The organism is Malaciobacter canalis, assembly GCF_008000835.1.
GTDB lineage: Bacteria > Campylobacterota > Campylobacteria > Campylobacterales > Arcobacteraceae > Malaciobacter > Malaciobacter canalis.
Genome location: NZ_CP042812.1, coordinates 2196449 through 2216255, shown reverse-complemented (window position 1 = coordinate 2216255; position 19807 = coordinate 2196449). Strand labels below are relative to the sequence as shown.

Below are 19807 nucleotides of genomic sequence, written 5' to 3'. Positions count from 1 at the left end.
ACTATTATATCCAAATTAATTAAATATAGGATTTTATTTTGAAAAAACTTGTAGGTTATATAACAGCTAGTTATCCTGACAATAATTTTACAATAGACTTAGCATTACATATGAAAGAGTCAGGTGTTGATATATTAGAATTAGGTATTCCTTTTTCAGATCCTGTTGCAGATGGTCCTGTTATAGAAAAAGCAAATCTTTTAGCTTTAAAAAATGGTTTTAAATTAAAAGATTTATTTGAAGTTTCAGCAAAAATAGCACCACAAATGGATACTTTATGGATGGGATATTTAAATCCATTTTATCATTATGGAATGGAAGAGTTTTTTAAAAAAGCAAAAGAGTTTGGTATTACAGGTGAGATTATTCCTGATTTACCTTTTGAAGAGACTTTTATTTATCAAGAGTTGGCAAAAAAATATGAACAATCTATTATTACATTTGTCTCTCCAACTCATAGTAAAGAAAGAATTGCACAAGTAGTTAAAAATGCTACTAAGTTTATATATATGGTAGCTTATGCAGGTATTACAGGAAGTGGTAAAAGTGAAGATTTAACACAAGTTATTAAAACTGTAAAAGAGAATACAAATACTCCTTTATATGTTGGATTTGGTGTTGATGAAAACACATGCAAAGAGAAATCAGTTGGAGTTGATGGAGTAATCGTAGGAAGTGCTTTTGTAAAACATATAATTGATGATAGCTTGTCATACAATGAAAAAATTGATAAAATATGTAAAATTTCAAAAGAGATAAAAGAGAAAATCAACGGGTAGTTAATGCAAATTATAAATGAAGACTTAGAGTTTGTAGAAGAGAATAGGGAATGCTCTTATTTTAATAATGAGATATCTGATATGAGATATAGGTATATAAATCATTGTAGTATTGAAGATTATCAAAATATGTTAGAGCATGGTTGGAGAAGATTTGGGAAAATGCACTTTGTTCCAGAGTGCAAAACTTGTACAAAGTGTATAAGTATGAGAATAGATGTTAAAAATTATAAATTTTCTAAATCTGAAAAAAGAGTAATAAATAAAAATAAAGATACAAAGCTTTATATACAAACACCAAGTATAAGTTTAGATCATTTGAAGCTTTATGATAAATATCATAAATTTATGCATGATAAGAAACAATGGCCTTATTATCCAATAAGTCCTGATGATTATTCAAGATCTTATGTTGAGGGAAAAGATAAGTTTACAAAAGAGTTTTTATATTTTAAAGGTGAACAACTAGTCGCAGTTGCATTAGTTGATATTTTACCTGAGTCTATTTCTTCGATTTATTGTTTTTATGATCATGAATATGCAGAGTTGTCTTTAGGTAAATTTTCTATTTTAGCACAAATAAAAATAGCAAAAGAGTTAGAAATACCTTATATTTATTTAGGCTATTGGATAAAAGATCATTTCTCAATGGGGTATAAAGTCAATTATATGCCCTTTGAAATATTAAAAAATAGAGCTTCTTTAAAAGAAGATGCAATTTGGGAAAAATATGAGTTATAATATAGTTGCATTAATAGCTATTACTATTACAGCAGTAATTTCACTTTTAGCTAGTCATTATATAAGTTTATTGTTTTTTGAAGAGTCTAACTCTTTATTTAAAATAGTTCAATTAATTATAGCCATAGTGTCAATGACAACATTTTATGCACCAATTAAATACTTACTATTTAAGTATATGGATGTACAAGAAGAAAAGGAATAGATCATGAAAAAGTTTATTGTTGTATTATTTATATCTCTTTTTTCATTTGCAATTGCTAGTGAACAAGAAGAGATAGAAAATGTAGATTGTGTTATTTTAAAGGATGAAAATTCAATAATTTGTAAATATATTCAAGAAAGAGTTGAATATGATAAAAATGTTACTTTTATTTGGATTGATCCTGATGAAGAGATATCAAGAAGTCGAGAGATGACTATACCTGCTGGGCATGGATCTATTTATGATTTTAGATATGTTGATGGAAGGAAAAAGGGTATTTGGACTTTTAAAGTAAAAGATCAAGATAAAACTTATGAAACAAAATTTGAAATAAAGTAATTATACTTTTTTCAAATTTTTATTTAAACACATAACTAAATCTATTCCTTTTTTGTCTACTATACATACCATGTTTTTACTAGTATCATGGGTAGTTTTATCTAAGTTTATTAAGTTATTTAAATAATCTTCAATTCTTTTTATTAGAATTCTATCTTCTAATAGAAGAATTGTTTTTGCGCTATACTCTTTTATATTTCTAATATTTTCATCTTTTAGATTTTTTAAATCAATAGATAATATCTCTTGCGATAGTTTTGCAAATGCTTCAAGCTTTGCTTGTCTTATCCATCTTTTTTGATCAATCTTATTATTTACTTTTGAAAGAATAAATGTATCAACTACTTTAGTTGCAATCGCCCCAAATGCTGCTGTTCTAGCTACTTGACCTACTAGGGCTAAACTAATATTAAACATCTTCGCTCCTTATATTAAAGAAATATTATATTAAGTAAACTTAATTATATATTAAAACGATAATTATTATCATTAATAATTCATTAAGTATAGATTATGTAATATTATAATATTGATACTAATTATTAAGGAATATTATGAAAAAGAACTACCCCAAAGAGGGATTTTTATATAAAAGAAATTTAAAAATACATAGAAATCTTTGGATACCATATACAGCTGCTTTGATAATTAGTATAGGAATAATAGTTATAAAAGGAATAATCTAGTGCAAAAATATGAAGAAAGTTTTGAATCTTTTTTAGAAAACTTTAAAAATACAGTATCAAAACTGGGATTTAAAAACTCAATACAAAAAGATTATATTCTAAAAATTTTGTATTTTAATGATGAACATTTAAGTGCAGAACAAATTGCAAATATTGCAAAAAATGAATATAAAGTAGATATGGGAATAGCTACAGTTTATAGAACTGTTAAGTTTTTTGAAGAACTAAATATAGTTAACTCATTGGATATTGGTGATGGAGCTAAAAGGTATGAGTTAAATCTATCTTTACATCATGATCACATGATTTGTACTTCATGTAATAAGATTTTAGAATTTAATGATGAGGTAATAGAAAAACAACAAATCAAAGTTGCAAAAGATAACAACTTTCTTTTAAGTGATCATATTATGACAATTTATGGAGTATGTGAGAAGTGTCAATAAAAGCATAAGATTTCTCTTATGCTTTTACTTAAGTTAATAGTGATACAACATTGTAAGTAATAAATGATAATACCCAAGCAGTACCTGTTGTAAATACAAATAAATATCCTAAATATTTCCATCCACCAGCTTCTCTTGCAAAAACCATTGTTGCAGCAAGACAAGGTAAATAAATCATTACAAATACAATAAATGCAATACCAGATGCAAATGGAATATTTGTTCTTATTTTTTCAACTAAGCCTTTTGAATTTTCATCATTTTCTTCACCTAAACCATATAAAATACCTAAAGTTGAAACTACAATCTCTTTTGCTGCAAGTCCAGTTTCAAGTGCTACTGACATCTTCCAATCAAATCCTAAAGGAGCAAATAATGGTTCTGAAAATTTCCCTACATAACCTAAATAAGAGTTCTCAAGATTATATAAAGCAAGTTCATTCTCTAAAGCTAATTTTTCTTCATCACTTAAAGCTAATTCAATTTTTTGATTGTAAGTCTCTTCTACATCTAAATGTTTTGGATAATTACTAGCAACCCAAATTAAAAGTGATGCTGCAAGAATAAATGTACCTGCTTTTTTAAGATACATCATAGCTTGATTTGAAACTGTGTGCCAAATTAGTTTAAATGATGGTAATCTGTATTTTGGCATTTCCATTACAAAAGGTTCATCTTCACTTTTAAATACTAATATTTTTAAAACTTTTGCTGCAATTAATCCTAATATTGCCCCACCAATATAGATTAGAAATAGAACATTACCAGCATTATTTTCACTAAAAAAAGCACCTGTAAAAAGTACATAAATAGGAAGTCTTGCCCCGCAAGACATAAAACCTATAATAAATAGTGTAAGTAGTCTATCTCTTTCATTTTTAAGGGTTCTTGCTGCCATATAAGCTGGAACTGAACAACCAAAACCAGTTACTAAAGGAATAAATGATTTTCCATGAAGTCCAAATTTATGGAAAAAACCATCAAGTAAGAAAGCAACTCTACTCATATATCCAGTTGTTTCAAGTAAAGCAATACCAAAAAATAGTATTACAATATTTGGAATAAATAAAACAACAGCACCAACACCTGCAATTGCACCATCTGCAATTATTGAGGATAATTGATTATCTCCTAAAACTTCTTTTGTATTGTCAATTAGATTTGCAAAAAATGCATCTATGATATCCATAGGAATATTTCCTACTTCAAAAGTCAATTGAAATAATCCCCACATTAAAAATAAGAAAATAGGTAAACCAAATACTTTATGGATTAAAACAGAATCGATCTTTTCCGTCAATGTTTTTTCCACATGGGTTTTTACTTTAACTGTTTCAGTAACAGCACCCTTTGCAAAAGAGAATTTCTCTTCATTAAAAATATCTTCTACATTTTTTGTATCATAATGAAGAGAGATATGTTCAAATGCACTATTTAAAATAGGTTGCAGTTTTGTCCATATTGGTTCATCATGAAAAAATTTATAAGTATCTTTATCTTCTTTTAGAAGTTTTATAGCTACTTGTCTAAAACTATTTTTGCATTTAAATCCACTTTCATTGAAAAAGTTAATAATATTTGCAATCTCTTCTTCAATAACATTTGAGAATATTAATTTTGTATCTAGTTTTTCGCTTTCGTATTTTTTTACTATCTCTTTGATTAGTTTATCAATACCTTGTTTTGTTGTAGCACTTGTTTTTATACAAGGTTTACCAAGTATTTTACTTAGTTGTACCTCATCAATAAATATATCTTCTTTTATTGCTTCGTCATTCATATTTAAAGCAATTATCATTTTTTTATCTAATGCTAATAGTTCTGATGTTAAGTATAAGTTTCTTTCTAAATTTGTAGAATCAGTTACATTTAATATAATATCATACTCACTATTATATAAAAAATCTTTTGTAACTTTTTCTTCTTGAGTATATTCATTTAAAGAGTAAGAACCTGGCAAGTCAACTATTTCAATAGTATAATCTTTATATTTTAAAATTACTTGCTCTTTTGCAACTGTTACTCCTGAAAAATTACCAACTTTTAATCTTGCATTTGAAATTGAGTTGATAAGCATACTCTTACCAACATTTGGTTGACCAACCAGTGCAACTTTAATTATTTTGTTTGTGTTCATTTTCAACCTCGATTTTTGCTGCTTCTATTAATCTTATTGCAACTTTACTATTATTTATTTTTATTTCAATAGTACTTTTTGCCATAGTTACTTCTTCAATAGTTATCTTTGAACCTTTTATTATTCCAAAAGAGTAAAATCTATTTTTTAAAGTAGTATCACAATTTATGTTTTTGATTGTTGCTATATCACCTTTGCTTAATTCACTTAATTTCATAAAATATCCTTATATATTAATGTGAGGTAAAATTATAATAAACTTAAAATTTAATATTACTTAATAATGATAATAATTTTCAAATTTTAGATGAGAAATTATTAATATAATGATAATTGTTATCATTAAGTTTTAAACTAAAACATTATATACTTCAAAAATTTTATAAAAAGAGTCAAATATGAATATTACTACAAAAATATCTGTATTTTTTGCACTTATATGTCTATTTTTAACTATATGTATTTTTAGTATATTAAAGCAGAGTGAAAATAGCACAATAGAGTTTGAAAATCAACAAATAAAAAAGAGTATAGAAACTTTTTTTGAAGCACTTAAAACAAAATCTTTCTTTTTACAAAATATAGCTTATGAACACTCTATAAACGATAATATTTTAAAAATAGTTGAAGAAAAAAAGAATAATACAAAAAAAACAAACTTTATCAAAGATAAATATACTCATTTTTTTCTATTTGATAAAAACAAAAATTTTATTTATGGAAATGTATATGACATAAATTCAGACGAGTTTGTATCTACTCCAAATGCAATAAAAACTTTTTTTAAAACAAAAGAGATTGATATATATTTAGATAAAAATAGAATAAATTTTATCACTTTAGATTATGAAAAAATACTATTTACCATTGAAAAAGTATTTAAAAATAATAAATTTATAGGATATGTTTTTATTGGAAGAAGCTTGGATTCTTTGTTTTTATCAGAACTTAGTAAGATAACTCATCAATACATATCTTTTCTTCCTTCTCATACTTTAATTAAGAAAAAACAATTAAATTTTGATTCAAATTTAATCTATTATGATATTAGTAGAGTTGATGAATATAGTTTATTTAGTTATTTAGAGTTAACTGACCAATTTGATAATAGCAATTTTTATATTAGAATGAAGATGAATAGAGACTTTTTTGTCCAAATCAATAAAAACAATAAAAGCATATTTTATATTTTTATAATAACTTTTATAATTCTTATTATTGTAATATATTTTTTTATTGATAAACTTTTTGCAAAAAGAATAAAAAATATTACAAATATTATAAAAAATATCTCTAAATCTAGTAGTTTAGATTTGAAAATAGAGCTTGATTATAATGATGAAATAACATATTTATCAAAAAAGATAAACCAAATGCTATATTCAATAAATCTAAAGCAACATGAAAATTTAAAAAAACAAAGAGATTTTTTACAATCAGTTTTAGATACACAAAAGAATATTATATTAATTACTGATGGAAAAGATATTCATACTACAAATAAAAAGTTTGTAGATATATTTAAATCAAAAGATAAATTCTTAACAAATATTGCATTATTAGATAATAAGACACAAGACAATTTAGTAAAAATTGCAAAAAAGTATGATTCTTATGAAAAACCTGCAAAACTAAAAATAGAAGATGAACTAAAGTATTTTACTTTTGATGTTCAAAAACTTGATATGCAAAAATATCTTATATGTATGGATGATGTTTCAAAGTATAATGAAAAGATTTGTCATTTAGAACAAAAAGCTTCAGTGGATGAATTAACTCAAGTTTATAACAAGAGTACAATTACAACAATGCTAAATTGTTGGTTGGAGATTAGAAGTTTTTGTTTGATTATATTTGATATAGATTATTTTAAAAATATAAATGATACTTATGGACATTTTGTTGGAGATTGTGTTTTAAAAGATTTAGCAAGTCTAATACGAAATATATTGCCAAAAAATGATATTTTAGGAAGATTTGGGGGAGAAGAGTTTATTGTTTTAATAAATGATAATAGTAGTAATAATATAATAAGTATTGCAAATAGATTAAAAAAAGAGGTGGAAAATAAAAGATTTATTTATGATGATGCTTTTGTTGACCTTACTATTAGTCTTGGAACTACTTTTTGCATAAAAGGTGAAAGTTATCAAGATGTTTATAAAAGAGCAGATAAAGCACTATATGAAGCAAAAAATAGCGGAAGAAATAGAGTTTGTTTTAAATAGCCATTATCATTTTGATAATGAGTGCTGATTTACATTAAGGTAAGCTTAAATTTAATTTGGCAAAACTACAATATTAAAGGATGATTTTGATAAAAACTGAAGATATTATAAAAATAGCAAGTTATTTTACTATTGTTGCTCACTCTCCTGGAAGATTAAGAGTAAGAGTAAACCCAAAAATCAAAAATGAAAATAGTAATATATCAATAGAAGATATTGAGCAAATTCCAAATAAAATCAAAGGAATTAAAAATATAAAAGTAAATAAAGTTATTGCTTCTGTTACAATTACATATGATGCAAATATTTTTAAACCTGAGGTTTGGGAAGACTTGATAAATAAAAGAAATTTAGATGAAATTACAAAAATAATAAACAATCTTGCAAAGGAGGTGATGTAGTGGTAAATTATGATGAGGATATTTTAATATCCCAAAAAGTTGATGTAAATAGTGAACAAACTATTGAAGCACAAGTTTTAAGAATTGCTGTATATGATGAGTTTAAAGCATATGAAACATATAGTAAAATTATTGAAAAATTTGGTGCAATACATCCTTTTGTAAATATAAAAGAAGCAGAAGCAGTTCACTATAGCGCATTGATGCCTCTTTTACAAAAATATAATGTAGAAGTTCCAGTTAATGATTGGGCATTAAAAGTACAAGTTCCAAAAACTTATATTGAGTGTTGTGAGTTGGGAGTTGCAAGTGAAATAAATAATGTTGCAATGTATGACCATTTGATTTTACATACAACACAAAGTGATATAAAAGATACACTTTATAAACTACAAGCAGCATCATACAACAATCATCTTCCTGCATTTAGAAAATGTGTTTTAAATCACTACAATGGCATAAACCAAGGTAGTAGTTTAAATAGTGTGGAAGATATGATGTCAAAAGCAAGTGAATATCAAATGCTTTTAGAAGATATAGCTTCTGGTAATATGGATCAAAACAGACTAACTGAATTATTTTCTAAATTAAATATTTCAATGGTAAGTGGAGCAGGTTTAGGAGCAGCATTAGTTGCATTTATAAATAATTATCAAGAAAACAAGGAGTAAATTATGGCATTACCATTTATAGCTGGATTAGCAATTGGAGCAGGGGCAGTTTTTGCTTATAAAAATAGTGATAAGTTAAAAACTAAAACAAAAGAGTTACTTGGAAAATCTAAAGAGTTTACAAATTCAACAATTGAACAAGGTAAAGAAACAGCAGATGAAGTAAAAAGTACAATTGAGGCTACTAAAGAGTGTATTAAAGAGAAAAAAGAAGCAAAGAAGTTAGAAGAAGCTCAAGTTGAAAAAATAGAAAAAAAGGAAAATGAATAATGCAAAATGGCTTAATTAATACAGGTGAACCAAGAAATATTATGGGTCATATTGTAAGTGGTGCAGTTGCAAGTGCAGTTGTATCTGGAACTATTAACTATAAAAAAGCAAAAGAGAAGAAATTATCTTCAAATGAAGCTATTCAAGATACTGTAAAAAAGACAGCACAAGGTGCAATAGCAACAGGAACTGCAATAGCAACTGCAAATCATATTGGTCAACAAGGTGGATTTTTAAAAGCATTAACAGCTTTAAGTGTTGGTATGGCTGGAATTTATGCTGTTGAGGTTATCGATGATAAATTAAATAGCAAATATGAACAACTAGAAGATAGTTGTTGTGATGAAAATTTTTTAGAAGAGGGAATCAATGAATAATATGAATAATCAAATGAACAATCAAAATATGTATGATATGAATATTGAAAATAGTAGAACAAACCAACAAGGTGTAAACCTAAATCAAAACCCATACATAAATCAAAATGTAAATCCTAATATTCCAGTACAAAACCAAGGAATTAATACAGGATTTAATAGCGGTGATTTTGTAAAAGGTGCATTAATTGGGGCAGCTGTAACTTATCTTCTAACAAATAAAGGTGCACAAGAAAATATAATGAAAGCAGTATCAAAAGGAAGTGAACTTTTTCAAGCTGGAATGGAAGAGATGAAAGAGAGAATGGAAGATGCTAAAGCTGCTATGGAAACAAATCAAGAATAAAGATAATATATGAGTAATAATAGTTTTGTAAAAGTACATGAAACACCAACTAGATTAAGATATAAATACTCTTTATTAAAAGAAGATTATATTGATGAAAATATTTTAACTTCATATTTAAAAAATATTGATGGAGTTGAAAGTGTTCGTGTAAACAAAAAGGCTACAAGTGTAATTTTTAGTATAAGTAAAAGTGTTGCTAATGTTATAGAAAAAACACTGCAAGAACTTACACTGGATGATTTACTATCAACTAATTGTGAAAACAATGCAGTTTGTGTAAATTGTATTAGTGATGAAAAACCAAGCTTAAATGGTGTATTAAGAGCTAGTTCTGCCTTAGTTGCAGAAAGATTTATTAAAAGCAATTTTACTAAAGCAACTGTTACTACTGCTGCTGCTACACCTATGCTTATTGAGGGAACAAAAGAGTTTTTTGAACTTGGATTGACTTCAAAAGTATTAGAAAGTGCTGCTGTTGGTATTTCTGTATTTAGAAGAGATTACTTAGCTGCTAATTCAACAAATGCAATGTTAGAGCTTGGTGAATATATAGAAGAAACAACAGTTCATAAAAGTGATGATTTATTAAAAGAGCTTGCAAAGCCAAATGTAAAAGAGGCTTGGATTGAAAAAGTTAAAGATGGTAAAAAGGTTGAAGTATTAGTTAAAACAGAAGATATACAAATTGGCGATATAGTTATTGTTTCAGCAGGAAGTACTGTACCTGTTGATGGACATATAGTTAATGGTGATGCAAGTGTAAACCAAGTTTCCATGACAGGTGAAGCTGAGCCTGTGAAAAAAGCAAGAGGTGATAGAGTTATCTCTGGAACAGTTTTAGAAGAGGGTAGACTTAAAATATGGGCTGAGCATGTTGGAGCTAATACAGCAACACAAAGAATAAAACACTATATTGAAAGTTCACTAAATGAAAAGTCATCAATTCAACTAAAAGCTACAAGATTAGCAGATAAATTAGTTCCTGTTACTTTAGGATTAGCTGGTTTATCATATGTTGTTACTAAAGATTTTGAAAGAGTAGCTTCAATTTTACAAGCTGATTACTCTTGTGCTTTAAAACTTGCTACTCCAGTTGCTTTTAAATCAACTATTTCAAAAGCTGGTCATGAGGGAATAATGATTAAAGGTGCTAAATCTATTGAAGCCTTATCAAATGTTGATACTTTTATTTTTGATAAAACAGGAACTTTAACTCAAGGTGATTTAGAAGTAATTGAAGTTGATCCTTATGATGAAGAGTGGACAGAAGAAGAGTTACTTAATCTTACTGCAAGTACAGAAGAACACTATTTTCATCCAGTTGCAGAAGCAGTTGTAAAAGCAGCTAAACAAAGAGGTTTTGTTCATATGCACCATGAGGAGGTTGAGTTTATAGTTGCCCATGGAGTAAAAACAGAAGTTGATGAGAAAAATGTTGTTATTGGTAGTAGACATTTTTTAGAAGATGATGAGAAAATTGATTTTTCTAAATATCAAGATAGAATAAATAAAAGTTTAGATGAAGGAAAAACTTTACTTTATGTTGGTTTTGATAATAAACTTTTAGGAACAATTGCTTTAAGTGATAAAATAAGAGATAACTCAAAACAATCAATTGAAAAGTTGAGAAAATTGGGTGTAAAGCATATGGTAATGTTAACAGGTGATGTTGATAAAAAAGCACAACAAGTTGCAAAAGAATTAGGCATTGATGAGGTTTATTCAGAACTTTTACCAACTGATAAAGCTTCAATTGTTAAAAAGATGAAAGAGCAAGGAAGAAATGTTGCTTTTGTAGGTGATGGTATAAATGATGCACCTGCATTAATCTCTGCAAATGTAGGTATTTCTATGAGTAAAGGTGCAGATATTGCAAAAGCGACTGCTGATGTTAGCTTATTAAAAGATGATATTGATGCAGTAGTTGAAGCAAAAGAGTTAGCAAATAAAACTATGAGTTTAATTAATACCAATTTTAAAGCTACAGTTGGAATAAACTCAGGAATTTTAGCAGGAGCAACTATTGGAGCATTTTCTCCTATAGTTACAGCAGTACTACATAATGGTACTACAATAGGATTACTTTTAAATTCAATACGAGGGGTAAAAGTAAAAAGGTAAATATCTATTATGATAATTAATATCAGTTTTATTTAAAGAGAAAATAGGTAAAATAGTGATAATTATTATCATAAGGAGAAATTATGCCTTTCATTTTACCTTTGGCTACTGCTTTAACAGTAGCATTAACATACGAGACTTTAAAAGGAACAAAAAATACAATCCAAAGAAGACAAAGACGACAAAGAAGGAAAAAAGGAAATGGAATTTGATCAAGAAGTAAAAAAAGAAGTTGCTAAAATAGGAATGACTGCGACTCTTGGGGCAACGGTTGTAACTTCTATGTTTATGAAAAATAAAGTTGCAAAAAAGACCCATATTGTTGCAGGAGCGGCCTTTTGTGGATTTGCTTTATGGCACCATTTACTTTATCAGCCCGATAAGAAAAAGAAAAAGCTGAAAGAAAAATAAAATTTTCTTATAAAACTTAAGTTGAAATTTTTGTTAACTTTAGATATACTATAATTATTTATAAAATTTTAAGGGCGTATTTTAATGACAAACAATAATAATGAAGAAGTAATAGAAGAGCTTAAAAGAATAGTAAAACAAAAAGGCTTGAAATATACAGAACAAAGAGAGATTGTTTTAGATATTCTTATTAATGCAGAAGACCATTTAAGTGCTGAAGATGTTTATAATCAAATTAAAACTAAATATTCAGATTCAAATATTGGTATTGCTACAGTATATAGAGCTTTAGGATTTTTAGAAGAAGTAAATCTAATAACATCTATTGCTTTTGGAACAGAGGGTAAAAAATACGAAAGTAATGCAAAATCTCACCATGATCATTTGATTTGTACTTCTTGTGGTAAAATTGTAGAATTTTTAGATGATGAAATAGAAAAAAGACAAGATAGAATTGCAAAGAAAAATAAGTTTAAAATTACAAGTCACTCAATGCAACTATATGGAACTTGTAAAGATTGTCAAGAAGAGAAATAATTTGAACTATTAAGGAGAATAAAAACTCCTTAATAATTAAAGTATATCTGCTTTAATTTGTTCGCTCCAATTATCAATTCTTTCATCAGTTAAATCATCTTGGTTATCTTCATCAATAACTAAACCTACAAATTTATCATCTTGTACAGCAGTTGATTCTTCAAATTCATATCCATCTGTTGATGTAAATCCAATAACATTTGCACCTTGTTTTGAAACTTGTTCATACATTGTTCCAAGTGAATTTACAAAAGTATCATCATAACCCTCTTGATCACCTAATGCAACTAAAGCTACAGTTTTATTTGAAAAATCGATTTTTTGAAATTCATCCCATGCTTCATCCCAATCATCTTGCAAATCACCATCACCCCAAGTTGAAGTAGCAATTATTACTTTATCATAATTGGCAATTTCTTTAACATCTTCTTGATTGTCAGTTATATTATATGAATTTTCTAAACCCAATTTATCTATAATCTTACTTGCAATTTCTTCTGTATTTCCTGTGCTACTTGCATAAAATATTGCAGTTGCCATAATATATCCTTTTAATATTTTTGAAATTATAATCATAATTTTATTAAAATAGGATAAAAATAGTCTTATTTTAAATGAATGTTAATTTTGTTAATAAAAAATTAAGATGTAGCATGTAACATATCTGCTCTTATCTGCTCTGTCCAATTTTTTATTCTTTGATTTGTTAGTTCTGCTTGATTGTGTTCATCAATAACTAAGCCCACAAATTTATCATCAATTACTGCTTTTGATTGATTGAATTCATATCCTTGTGTTGATGTAAAGCCAACAATATTTGCACCACTTTTACTTAAATCATCATAAACATATCTCATAGCATCAGCAAATTCATCAGGATACTTTTTTTGATCACCCAAACCAAAAATTGCAACAGTTTTCCCTTTAAAGTTTATGTACTTAAAATCATCCCATATCTTTTGCCAATCTTTTTGCATTTGACCATGATCCCAAGTTGATACCCCAAAAATTATATGCTTATAATCAGAAATATACTCACTTCCTGTAAGACTTATATCAAAAACTCTTATTTCATCTAAAGCAAAAGATATTTTATTTGCTACCTCTTTTGCGTGACCACTTTTACTTGCATAGAATATTGCACATGTCATAGTAACTCCTTTGCTTTAAAAATCTATTAATATATCTTAGAATAATAAGTTTAAAAATAGCATAAAATGAATGATTAAATTAAAATAAATTTATAGTGTAGTTAGGTTTTTAAAAAGAGTGTAGTCTTGATTTCTTCAAGACTACATTATAAAATATCAGCTTTTATTTTTTCAATCCATGTTTTGATTCTTTCATCTGTTAGGTCATCTTGATTATCTTCATCAATTACTAAACCTACAAATTCATCATCAATTTGAGCTTTTGAGTATTCAAAATCGTAATCTTTAGTTGATGTAAAACCAATAACATTTGCATTTGCTTTTTTTACTTGTTCATACATAATACCTAAAGCATCACAAAACTCATCACCATATCCATCTTGGTCACCAAGACCAAATAAAGCTACTGTTTTACCGCTTAAGTCAAGTTCACAAAACTCTTCCCAGATTTCATCCCAGTCATCTTGTAGCTCTCCCTCACCCCATGTAGATGTACCTAAAATAATCTTATCAAACTTATTTATTTTTTGAATATCTTCATCACAAATATTAAACACTTCAATATTTCCTAATTCATTAGCGATTTTTTGTGCTACTTCTTCTGTATTTCCTGTGCTACTTGCAAAAAATAGTGCTGTTGCCATATTTTGTTATTCTCCTTAAATTATCTAATTGTTGATCTTAGCGAGTATGGAATTGCTTTAATTACATACGCTTTATTTTTTAACTCATCTACATAAACTGGTATGTGACGCTTAAAGTCATTTGCTTTTGGATATACTAAATAAACTTGAGAGTAGTTCTCTTTTTTTATACTTCTTATTGCGTATTCTAATTCATCTTTTATATCAGGTTTATTTTTTTGTATATTTTTCCATGAAGTATAAATCTTTAGTGCATTTACATCTTTACCTGTAATTGAAATAGAGTCTCCATGGTCTTTTACTGTTTTGTCTTTATGTAACTTTTTTATTTTATGCAAAACAAATTCATGAAAAAGTAAGTTTTTATCTAAAATAAACTGCATTTTGTTATTTACATAACATAAAGATATCAATTTTGCTACATCTAATATTTTTTTATTTGATGTGACAATTAAAGCTGATTTTCTCTTTTTATATGAGTTTATGATTTTAGTTGAATCTTTACAAAAATTAAAACTTTTCGTTTTATTTTTATTAAAAGGTATTTTATTTGGAAGTAAAGATTCTATTTTTTGGTGAAATGCCTCTTTTAAAGAAAATTGTCTTAATCTTTTTTGTTCATATTTTGAGAATTTACATGAACTTTCTAACATATTATTGCAAAGTGCTAGAAATAACTGTCTATGTCTTAATGTTGATGTAAATTCATCAAAATCTTTTGGAAGTAATTCGCAATTGTCTATAAAACCTAAAAAAGTTTCATTAAAATTAAATTTATTAATACTGCTCATTATTTGCATCCACAATTTGCATAACATTCAGCACAATTTTTTATACCCATAATCTTAACATACTCATCATATACACAATTTACGCTTCTTTTTGCACATATAAAAGGAATGTTCTTTTTCTTTGCTTCACTTTTATATTTAAGCATTGTATTATGATTTAAAAAAGATGTTAACATTATGATACAATCTGTGTCTAGAGGGACTTTTTTCTTAGGAGCAGATGATTTTTTTCTTGCATCCCAGTGTTTGATTGACTTTGCACCTAAATCTTCTAACATATTTGATATATGTGAAATCTTATCTCCGCCTATAATTAATACACTCATTTGTTCTCCCTTTTTAACAAGTACACCCAGTAGGTTTAATTAGCTCATCTTTGTTTTTTAAAACATAAGTAGTTTTCATTTCTCATTCCTTTAATGATAATCATTATTAAAATAATACAAGAGAAAATCTTAAAGCTAGTTTAATATTGATAGTTATTATCAAAATATTTGAAATAAAAAAAGGGACTGAGAAAATCTCAATCCCTAAATAAGTGTTATATGGATTTTTAGTTAATATTAGAAACTATAAGTGATATTTGCAACAAATTTATTGTAATCTTCACCATCATTTAAATCTGAGTTTTTATCAATGTTTGCATCAGAATAGATAAGTTCAGCACCAAGTTGCTCTGTGAAAGCATAAGCAGCTGCTAATGCAATCTCTTTATCATCTACACTTTTTGAGTTTACATCATGATCTGCATGTGTGTAAAGTGCAGAAAGTTCTAAAGCTTTATATGTATAACCTACACCAAAGTAGTATGATTTTGCATCAGTTCCATAAACTGCATCACCTAACTCTTCTGTTGGGTCAATATTATCACCTAATGAGTCCATTGAACCAATTGCTCCATCACTATCTGTTTTAATATATCCAGCTTTTAGAGCAAAAGAATCAATATTTAATCTTCCTTCTAAATTATAAATACTACCATCTTCCATTTTATCAGCACCTTTTGGATTATCTTCATTTGAAGCTGCATAATGTGCTGTTAAACCAAATAAATCAGTATCATAATCAGCTTTTAAACCATAATAATCAGCAATATCATCTGCTGTATAAAAGTATGGATTAAATACTAAACCTTTTAAAGGTTCAACTTTTGCATCTATTACAAATGCAGGATTATCTTTGTTTGTTCCATCTTTTCTAAATCTAGAAAATTTATCATGTGTATCTAAAGTAATTTCAGCTTGTCTATTTGTGTATCCAGCTGTTAAAGTAGTGTATGGAATTGCTTTTAAGATACCAACAATACCATCATTGTAATCACCTAACCACTCTAAATCAATCTCTTGTCTACCAGCTCTTAAAGCAAAGATATCATTTTCATAGTGGATATATGCTTCTGTTACTGAACCATCTTCTACCATTGTATCTTCATAATCGTTATGGTTTTTTTCAGAAGTTTGTGTATTACCTCTAAATCCTACAGCAGCAGAAAAACCTTTAAATGAGTCAGTTTCAAACTTCAATCCAATAGATGGAGTTGAAAAGCTACTATCTTCTTCACCACCATTTCTATCCCATGTTTCATAGTGAACTGATACATCTCCACTAATTTTCCCATTTTTAAAAGCTTCATCAATAGAGTTTGAATCCGCATAAACAGAACTTGCACTTAAAATTGCAACACTTGCAATTAAACTTAATTGTCTTTTCATTATTTTCCCTTATGTGTGTGTTATTAGAAGAACTAATTCGCGCGTTAAAATATTACGAGAATTATTATTAATATAAGCTTATAATGATAGTTGTTATCACTATTATTTGATAAAAATTGACAAAATTAGTGTAGAATAAAAGATTAAATGCAAACTTATTTGCATTTAATCGCTGATTTTATGAAGATTAACATACCAATCTTCTGTAACATCTTCTTTTTCTAAATCTTGAAGTGTTAGCTCTATTTTATGGTCACTTAAAATATTTACGCCCTCAATTTTCTCTTCAGGAATATCTAAAATATCAACACAATACTCAATAGCCATCTCATCATACTCTAAATGATTGCTATATTCGTCTTCGCCTAATCGTATTATAAAAAAGTCTTCCATGTAATCCCTTGTAAAAAATTTGGGACAATTATTATCAGATTAGACTTAGAAGTAAATTAAGCTAGATAAATTTATGCTTCTAAAGACAAATATTATTTATCTTTAGATGGGATATATTTAAAAAAGAAGTATATAATTCCTACCATTGCTATAACAATTATGATAGAAATAAATGATAGTTCTACTTCGGCAGTTTGTCCTTTTACATAGTTTTTAGGCATAAATAAAAACATTGTAGAAAGTAACATAAATGATGCTGTTGCAATAGAAATTAAGTGAGCAAAAATCATATGGATTTTTGTTTTATAAAAGTCTTTTACTAACTTCCAAGTTATGAATGAAGCAGAAAATACTATTATAAGAACCACTATTTGTTCATAATTTTCCATGAATTTCCTTATTTTTTGTATAGATTCTATGTATTAAATACTTAAATAGACCTTATTTATAAAGGAAGTATTATTGTAAACTCTGCTCCTGTGTAATTTTTTTCTTTATAATTAAAATCTATGTTTTTTACATCAATTGAGCCATTTAAGTGTTTATTTACAATCTCTTTAGTCATATAAAGTCCTATTCCTGTTCCTTGACTTTGATGTTTTGTAGTAAAATATGGATCAAATATCTTAAATATAATATTTTCATTAATTCCACCAGCGTTATCACTTATTTTAATCTTTAATTTGTTTGTTGAATCTATTTTACATTTGATAAAAATTACTTTTTCTTCTATATTAAGCTTTTCTAAAGCATCATTTGAATTATTCAATATATTTAAAATAACATGTATTAATTCATTTTGTAATGATTTTATTTCTATACTTTGTATATCTTGTTCTATTTTGATATTTCTATTTTTAAATTTTGATGAGAGTAAAACTAGTGTTTTATTAAAAGTATTTTTGATATTAAAAACTTCTTCATATTTTGTAGTTTTGAAAAAATTTCTAAAATCATCTATTGTTTGTGAAAGATGTTTTGAAGATTCCAATATGGCCTCAATAAACTCACTTAAACTTTCATCTTTTAAAATGCCAAACTCTTTTTGCATTTTTATTCCACTAGCACTTACTGTCATAGTTGAAAGGGGTTGTCTCCATTGGTGAGCGATATTTTCTATCATCTCACCCATTGCTGCCATTTTTGATTGTTGATATATGATTTTTTCTTTTTTTTCTTTCTCTTTTTCTAAACTAATAACTTGAGTTACATCTATAACAACTCCAATAAGACCTAATACTTCACCTTTTGCATCAAAGTATGCTGATTTATAAAAAACAACATCAAATCTTTTATCAACTGTTTTGTTATAAATTTCTGCTTGATATATTTGAGGACTCTCTTCAAGGGAAAATACTTTTTTATCTTCTTCAAAATAAATTTCTGCAATATCTTTAGGAGCTATATCAAAAACAGACTTTCCTAATACTTCATCTTCTTTAATTCCTGTTAATTTTTCCCAAGCTTTGTTGCAACCTAAATATTTTCCATGGATATTTTTATAAAAGATTGCCGTTGGATTGTTTTTTAGTAAAGTATTTAAAAATATTTTTTGATTTTCTATTTCTGATATTTTTATATTTAGCTCTTCTTTTATTAAAAACTCTTTCTCTAGTTTGTCTGTGATTTCTCTTGCTATGCTTACTAAATAGTCTTTATTGTTTATTTTTTGAAGTTTGTTACTTGATTCTAAGTAGTACTTTTTTCCTGATTTTGAAAAATATTTAGCATATGTTATACTATTTGTTGTTTTTTCTAAATCTTTTATTAAAGCACTAAAAGGTTTATTGTCATTTATTTTTCTAATATCTAAAATATCTAAATGTGATAACTCTTCTTTTGTATATTCAAATTTTTCTAAAAATAAATTATTTGCATATACAACTTTTTTTGAATTTAAGTTTGTAATAAAAATTATATCATTTGCATTAAAAATTAAACTACTTAAACAATCCAAAGAAATTTCTATTTCTTCTATCACTTATAATCCCTCATGCTTTATAAAATCCTTTATTATTTGTTTATGGTCAAACACTAGTTTATCAAAAGGAATTTCACTTAAACTGTAAATCTTTGCAGTTTTCGCATCATCTGCTGCAATTGGCTTACCATATGCTTTACAGATGTAACTACATGAAACACAATGGAATCTTTCATCTCTTTTTGGATCTGAATATACTCCTAAAAGTTTTAAAATAGTTACATCTAAGCTTACTTCTTCTTTCATCTCTCTTTTTAAAGCATCTTCAACTCTTTCACCAATATCAACAAAACCTCCAGGTAATGCAAGTCCTAAAGGAGGATTTTTTCTTGTTATTAAAACAATACCTTTAAAATTCTCTTTATCATCAAAAATTTTAATAATTCCATCAGCAGCAATATGTGGTGTTTGTATTTTATGTTTTAAACTATTCATAA

At 26.7% G+C, this 19807-nt stretch carries 29 protein-coding genes; 16 read left to right on the top strand and 13 right to left on the bottom strand.

Annotation, left to right across the window (positions count from 1 at the left end; translation table 11 throughout):
• The first annotated feature begins 38 nt into the window (after positions 1–38).
• From trpA to ACAN_RS11045, 4 genes are read left to right on the top strand one after another with little or no spacing between them, the layout of a single operon-like run.
• Entirely contained in the window at positions 39–779 is a 741-nt protein-coding gene (trpA, locus tag ACAN_RS11060; protein ID WP_099334329.1) for a tryptophan synthase subunit alpha, read from the top strand.
• A gap of 3 nt (positions 780–782) precedes the next feature.
• Positions 783–1520 carry an arginyltransferase gene (locus ACAN_RS11055; protein ID WP_099334330.1) on the top strand — a complete coding sequence of 246 codons (738 nt, stop codon included), beginning with the start codon at positions 783–785 and terminating at the stop codon, positions 1518–1520.
• Positions 1510–1725, top strand: coding sequence for a hypothetical protein (locus tag ACAN_RS11050; protein WP_079576933.1), 216 nt, complete (start codon positions 1510–1512; stop codon positions 1723–1725). The genes ACAN_RS11055 and ACAN_RS11050 overlap by 11 nt, the downstream gene beginning before the upstream one ends.
• A 3-nt stretch (positions 1726–1728) precedes the next feature.
• On the top strand, positions 1729–2064 hold the full coding sequence (locus ACAN_RS11045) for a hypothetical protein (protein ID WP_099334331.1): 336 nt from the start codon (positions 1729–1731) through the stop codon (positions 2062–2064).
• Here the strand turns inward: ACAN_RS11045 and ACAN_RS11040 are convergent, their stop codons facing one another.
• Positions 2065–2481: a hypothetical protein gene (locus tag ACAN_RS11040; RefSeq protein ID WP_099334332.1), complete on the bottom strand. Its 417-nt coding sequence runs from the start codon at positions 2479–2481 to the stop codon at positions 2065–2067.
• A gap of 137 nt (positions 2482–2618) precedes the next feature.
• Between ACAN_RS11040 and ACAN_RS14140 the strand changes: the two genes are divergently transcribed.
• Positions 2619–2750: a hypothetical protein gene (locus ACAN_RS14140; RefSeq protein WP_265734353.1), complete on the top strand. Its 132-nt coding sequence runs from the start codon at positions 2619–2621 to the stop codon at positions 2748–2750.
• Positions 2750–3196, top strand: coding sequence for a Fur family transcriptional regulator (locus tag ACAN_RS11035; protein WP_099334333.1), 447 nt, complete (start codon positions 2750–2752; stop codon positions 3194–3196). Before ACAN_RS14140 ends, ACAN_RS11035 begins: the two co-directional genes overlap by 1 nt.
• A 28-nt stretch (positions 3197–3224) precedes the next feature.
• Here the strand turns inward: ACAN_RS11035 and feoB are convergent, their stop codons facing one another.
• Both feoB and ACAN_RS11025 read right to left on the bottom strand, forming a co-directional pair.
• Positions 3225–5333: a ferrous iron transport protein B gene (gene feoB / locus ACAN_RS11030; RefSeq protein WP_099334334.1), complete on the bottom strand. Its 2109-nt coding sequence runs from the start codon at positions 5331–5333 to the stop codon at positions 3225–3227.
• The gene (locus ACAN_RS11025; protein ID WP_099334335.1) at positions 5311–5550 is read right to left on the bottom strand and encodes a FeoA family protein; all 240 of its coding nucleotides are present in this window, start codon (positions 5548–5550) and stop codon (positions 5311–5313) included. Before ACAN_RS11025 ends, feoB begins: the two co-directional genes overlap by 23 nt.
• Positions 5551–5731: 181 nt before the next feature.
• On the opposite strand from ACAN_RS11025, the gene ACAN_RS11020 reads away from it, so the two are divergent.
• The 10 genes from ACAN_RS11020 to ACAN_RS10980 all read left to right on the top strand — a co-directional run bounded on the left by ACAN_RS11020 (position 5732) and on the right by ACAN_RS10980 (position 12698).
• Positions 5732–7561, top strand: a complete 1830-nt coding sequence (locus tag ACAN_RS11020) for a sensor domain-containing diguanylate cyclase (RefSeq protein WP_099334336.1) — start codon at positions 5732–5734, stop codon at positions 7559–7561.
• Between the two features lie 86 nt (positions 7562–7647).
• Positions 7648–7962 (top strand): HMA2 domain-containing protein, encoded by a 315-nt coding sequence (locus tag ACAN_RS11015; protein WP_099312623.1) that lies wholly within the window; start codon positions 7648–7650, stop codon positions 7960–7962.
• Positions 7962–8633 (top strand): ferritin-like domain-containing protein, encoded by a 672-nt coding sequence (locus ACAN_RS11010; RefSeq protein WP_099334337.1) that lies wholly within the window; start codon positions 7962–7964, stop codon positions 8631–8633. Before ACAN_RS11015 ends, ACAN_RS11010 begins: the two co-directional genes overlap by 1 nt.
• Positions 8634–8636: 3 nt before the next feature.
• Positions 8637–8903: a hypothetical protein gene (locus ACAN_RS11005; RefSeq protein ID WP_099312627.1), complete on the top strand. Its 267-nt coding sequence runs from the start codon at positions 8637–8639 to the stop codon at positions 8901–8903.
• Complete coding sequence (locus tag ACAN_RS11000) at positions 8903–9280, top strand: magnetosome protein MamC family protein (protein ID WP_099334338.1); 378 nt, start codon at positions 8903–8905, stop codon at positions 9278–9280. Before ACAN_RS11005 ends, ACAN_RS11000 begins: the two co-directional genes overlap by 1 nt.
• On the top strand, positions 9273–9626 hold the full coding sequence (locus tag ACAN_RS10995; RefSeq protein ID WP_228150631.1) for a YtxH domain-containing protein: 354 nt from the start codon (positions 9273–9275) through the stop codon (positions 9624–9626). The genes ACAN_RS11000 and ACAN_RS10995 overlap by 8 nt, the downstream gene beginning before the upstream one ends.
• 9 nt (positions 9627–9635) lie before the next feature.
• Positions 9636–11750: a heavy metal translocating P-type ATPase gene (locus ACAN_RS10990; protein WP_079576944.1), complete on the top strand. Its 2115-nt coding sequence runs from the start codon at positions 9636–9638 to the stop codon at positions 11748–11750.
• An 83-nt stretch (positions 11751–11833) separates the two neighbouring features.
• On the top strand, positions 11834–11962 hold the full coding sequence (locus ACAN_RS14135) for a hypothetical protein (RefSeq protein ID WP_265734225.1): 129 nt from the start codon (positions 11834–11836) through the stop codon (positions 11960–11962).
• The gene (locus ACAN_RS10985) at positions 11952–12161 is read left to right on the top strand and encodes a hypothetical protein (RefSeq protein ID WP_079576945.1); all 210 of its coding nucleotides are present in this window, start codon (positions 11952–11954) and stop codon (positions 12159–12161) included. The genes ACAN_RS14135 and ACAN_RS10985 overlap by 11 nt, the downstream gene beginning before the upstream one ends.
• An 84-nt stretch (positions 12162–12245) precedes the next feature.
• A complete protein-coding gene (locus ACAN_RS10980; RefSeq protein ID WP_079576946.1) occupies positions 12246–12698 on the top strand; it encodes a Fur family transcriptional regulator in 453 nt (150 codons plus the stop codon).
• 36 nt (positions 12699–12734) lie between these two features.
• Here ACAN_RS10980 and ACAN_RS10975 read toward each other — a convergent pair whose 3' ends face one another.
• The 10 genes from ACAN_RS10975 to ACAN_RS10930 form a co-directional block, all read right to left on the bottom strand.
• Complete coding sequence (locus ACAN_RS10975; protein ID WP_079576947.1) at positions 12735–13238, bottom strand: flavodoxin; 504 nt, start codon at positions 13236–13238, stop codon at positions 12735–12737.
• Between the two features lie 101 nt (positions 13239–13339).
• Positions 13340–13849 carry a flavodoxin gene (locus tag ACAN_RS10970; RefSeq protein ID WP_099334339.1) on the bottom strand — a complete coding sequence of 170 codons (510 nt, stop codon included), beginning with the start codon at positions 13847–13849 and terminating at the stop codon, positions 13340–13342.
• Between the two features lie 146 nt (positions 13850–13995).
• Positions 13996–14493, bottom strand: a complete 498-nt coding sequence (locus ACAN_RS10965; protein WP_079576954.1) for a flavodoxin — start codon at positions 14491–14493, stop codon at positions 13996–13998.
• A 20-nt stretch (positions 14494–14513) separates the two neighbouring features.
• Positions 14514–15284, bottom strand: a complete 771-nt coding sequence (locus tag ACAN_RS10960) for a hypothetical protein (protein WP_079576955.1) — start codon at positions 15282–15284, stop codon at positions 14514–14516.
• Positions 15284–15610, bottom strand: coding sequence for a DUF2325 domain-containing protein (locus tag ACAN_RS10955; RefSeq protein ID WP_079576956.1), 327 nt, complete (start codon positions 15608–15610; stop codon positions 15284–15286). Before ACAN_RS10955 ends, ACAN_RS10960 begins: the two co-directional genes overlap by 1 nt.
• Before the next feature lie 237 nt (positions 15611–15847).
• Complete coding sequence (locus tag ACAN_RS10950; RefSeq protein ID WP_099334340.1) at positions 15848–16996, bottom strand: Opr family porin; 1149 nt, start codon at positions 16994–16996, stop codon at positions 15848–15850.
• A 165-nt stretch (positions 16997–17161) separates the two neighbouring features.
• A complete protein-coding gene (locus tag ACAN_RS10945) occupies positions 17162–17389 on the bottom strand; it encodes a hypothetical protein (protein WP_079576958.1) in 228 nt (75 codons plus the stop codon).
• A 92-nt stretch (positions 17390–17481) separates the two neighbouring features.
• Positions 17482–17778, bottom strand: coding sequence for a hypothetical protein (locus ACAN_RS10940; protein WP_079576959.1), 297 nt, complete (start codon positions 17776–17778; stop codon positions 17482–17484).
• A gap of 56 nt (positions 17779–17834) precedes the next feature.
• Entirely contained in the window at positions 17835–19370 is a 1536-nt protein-coding gene (locus tag ACAN_RS10935) for a sensor histidine kinase (protein ID WP_099334341.1), read from the bottom strand.
• The gene (locus tag ACAN_RS10930; protein WP_099334342.1) at positions 19371–19805 is read right to left on the bottom strand and encodes an NUDIX domain-containing protein; all 435 of its coding nucleotides are present in this window, start codon (positions 19803–19805) and stop codon (positions 19371–19373) included.
• Positions 19806–19807: the final 2 nt, after the last annotated feature.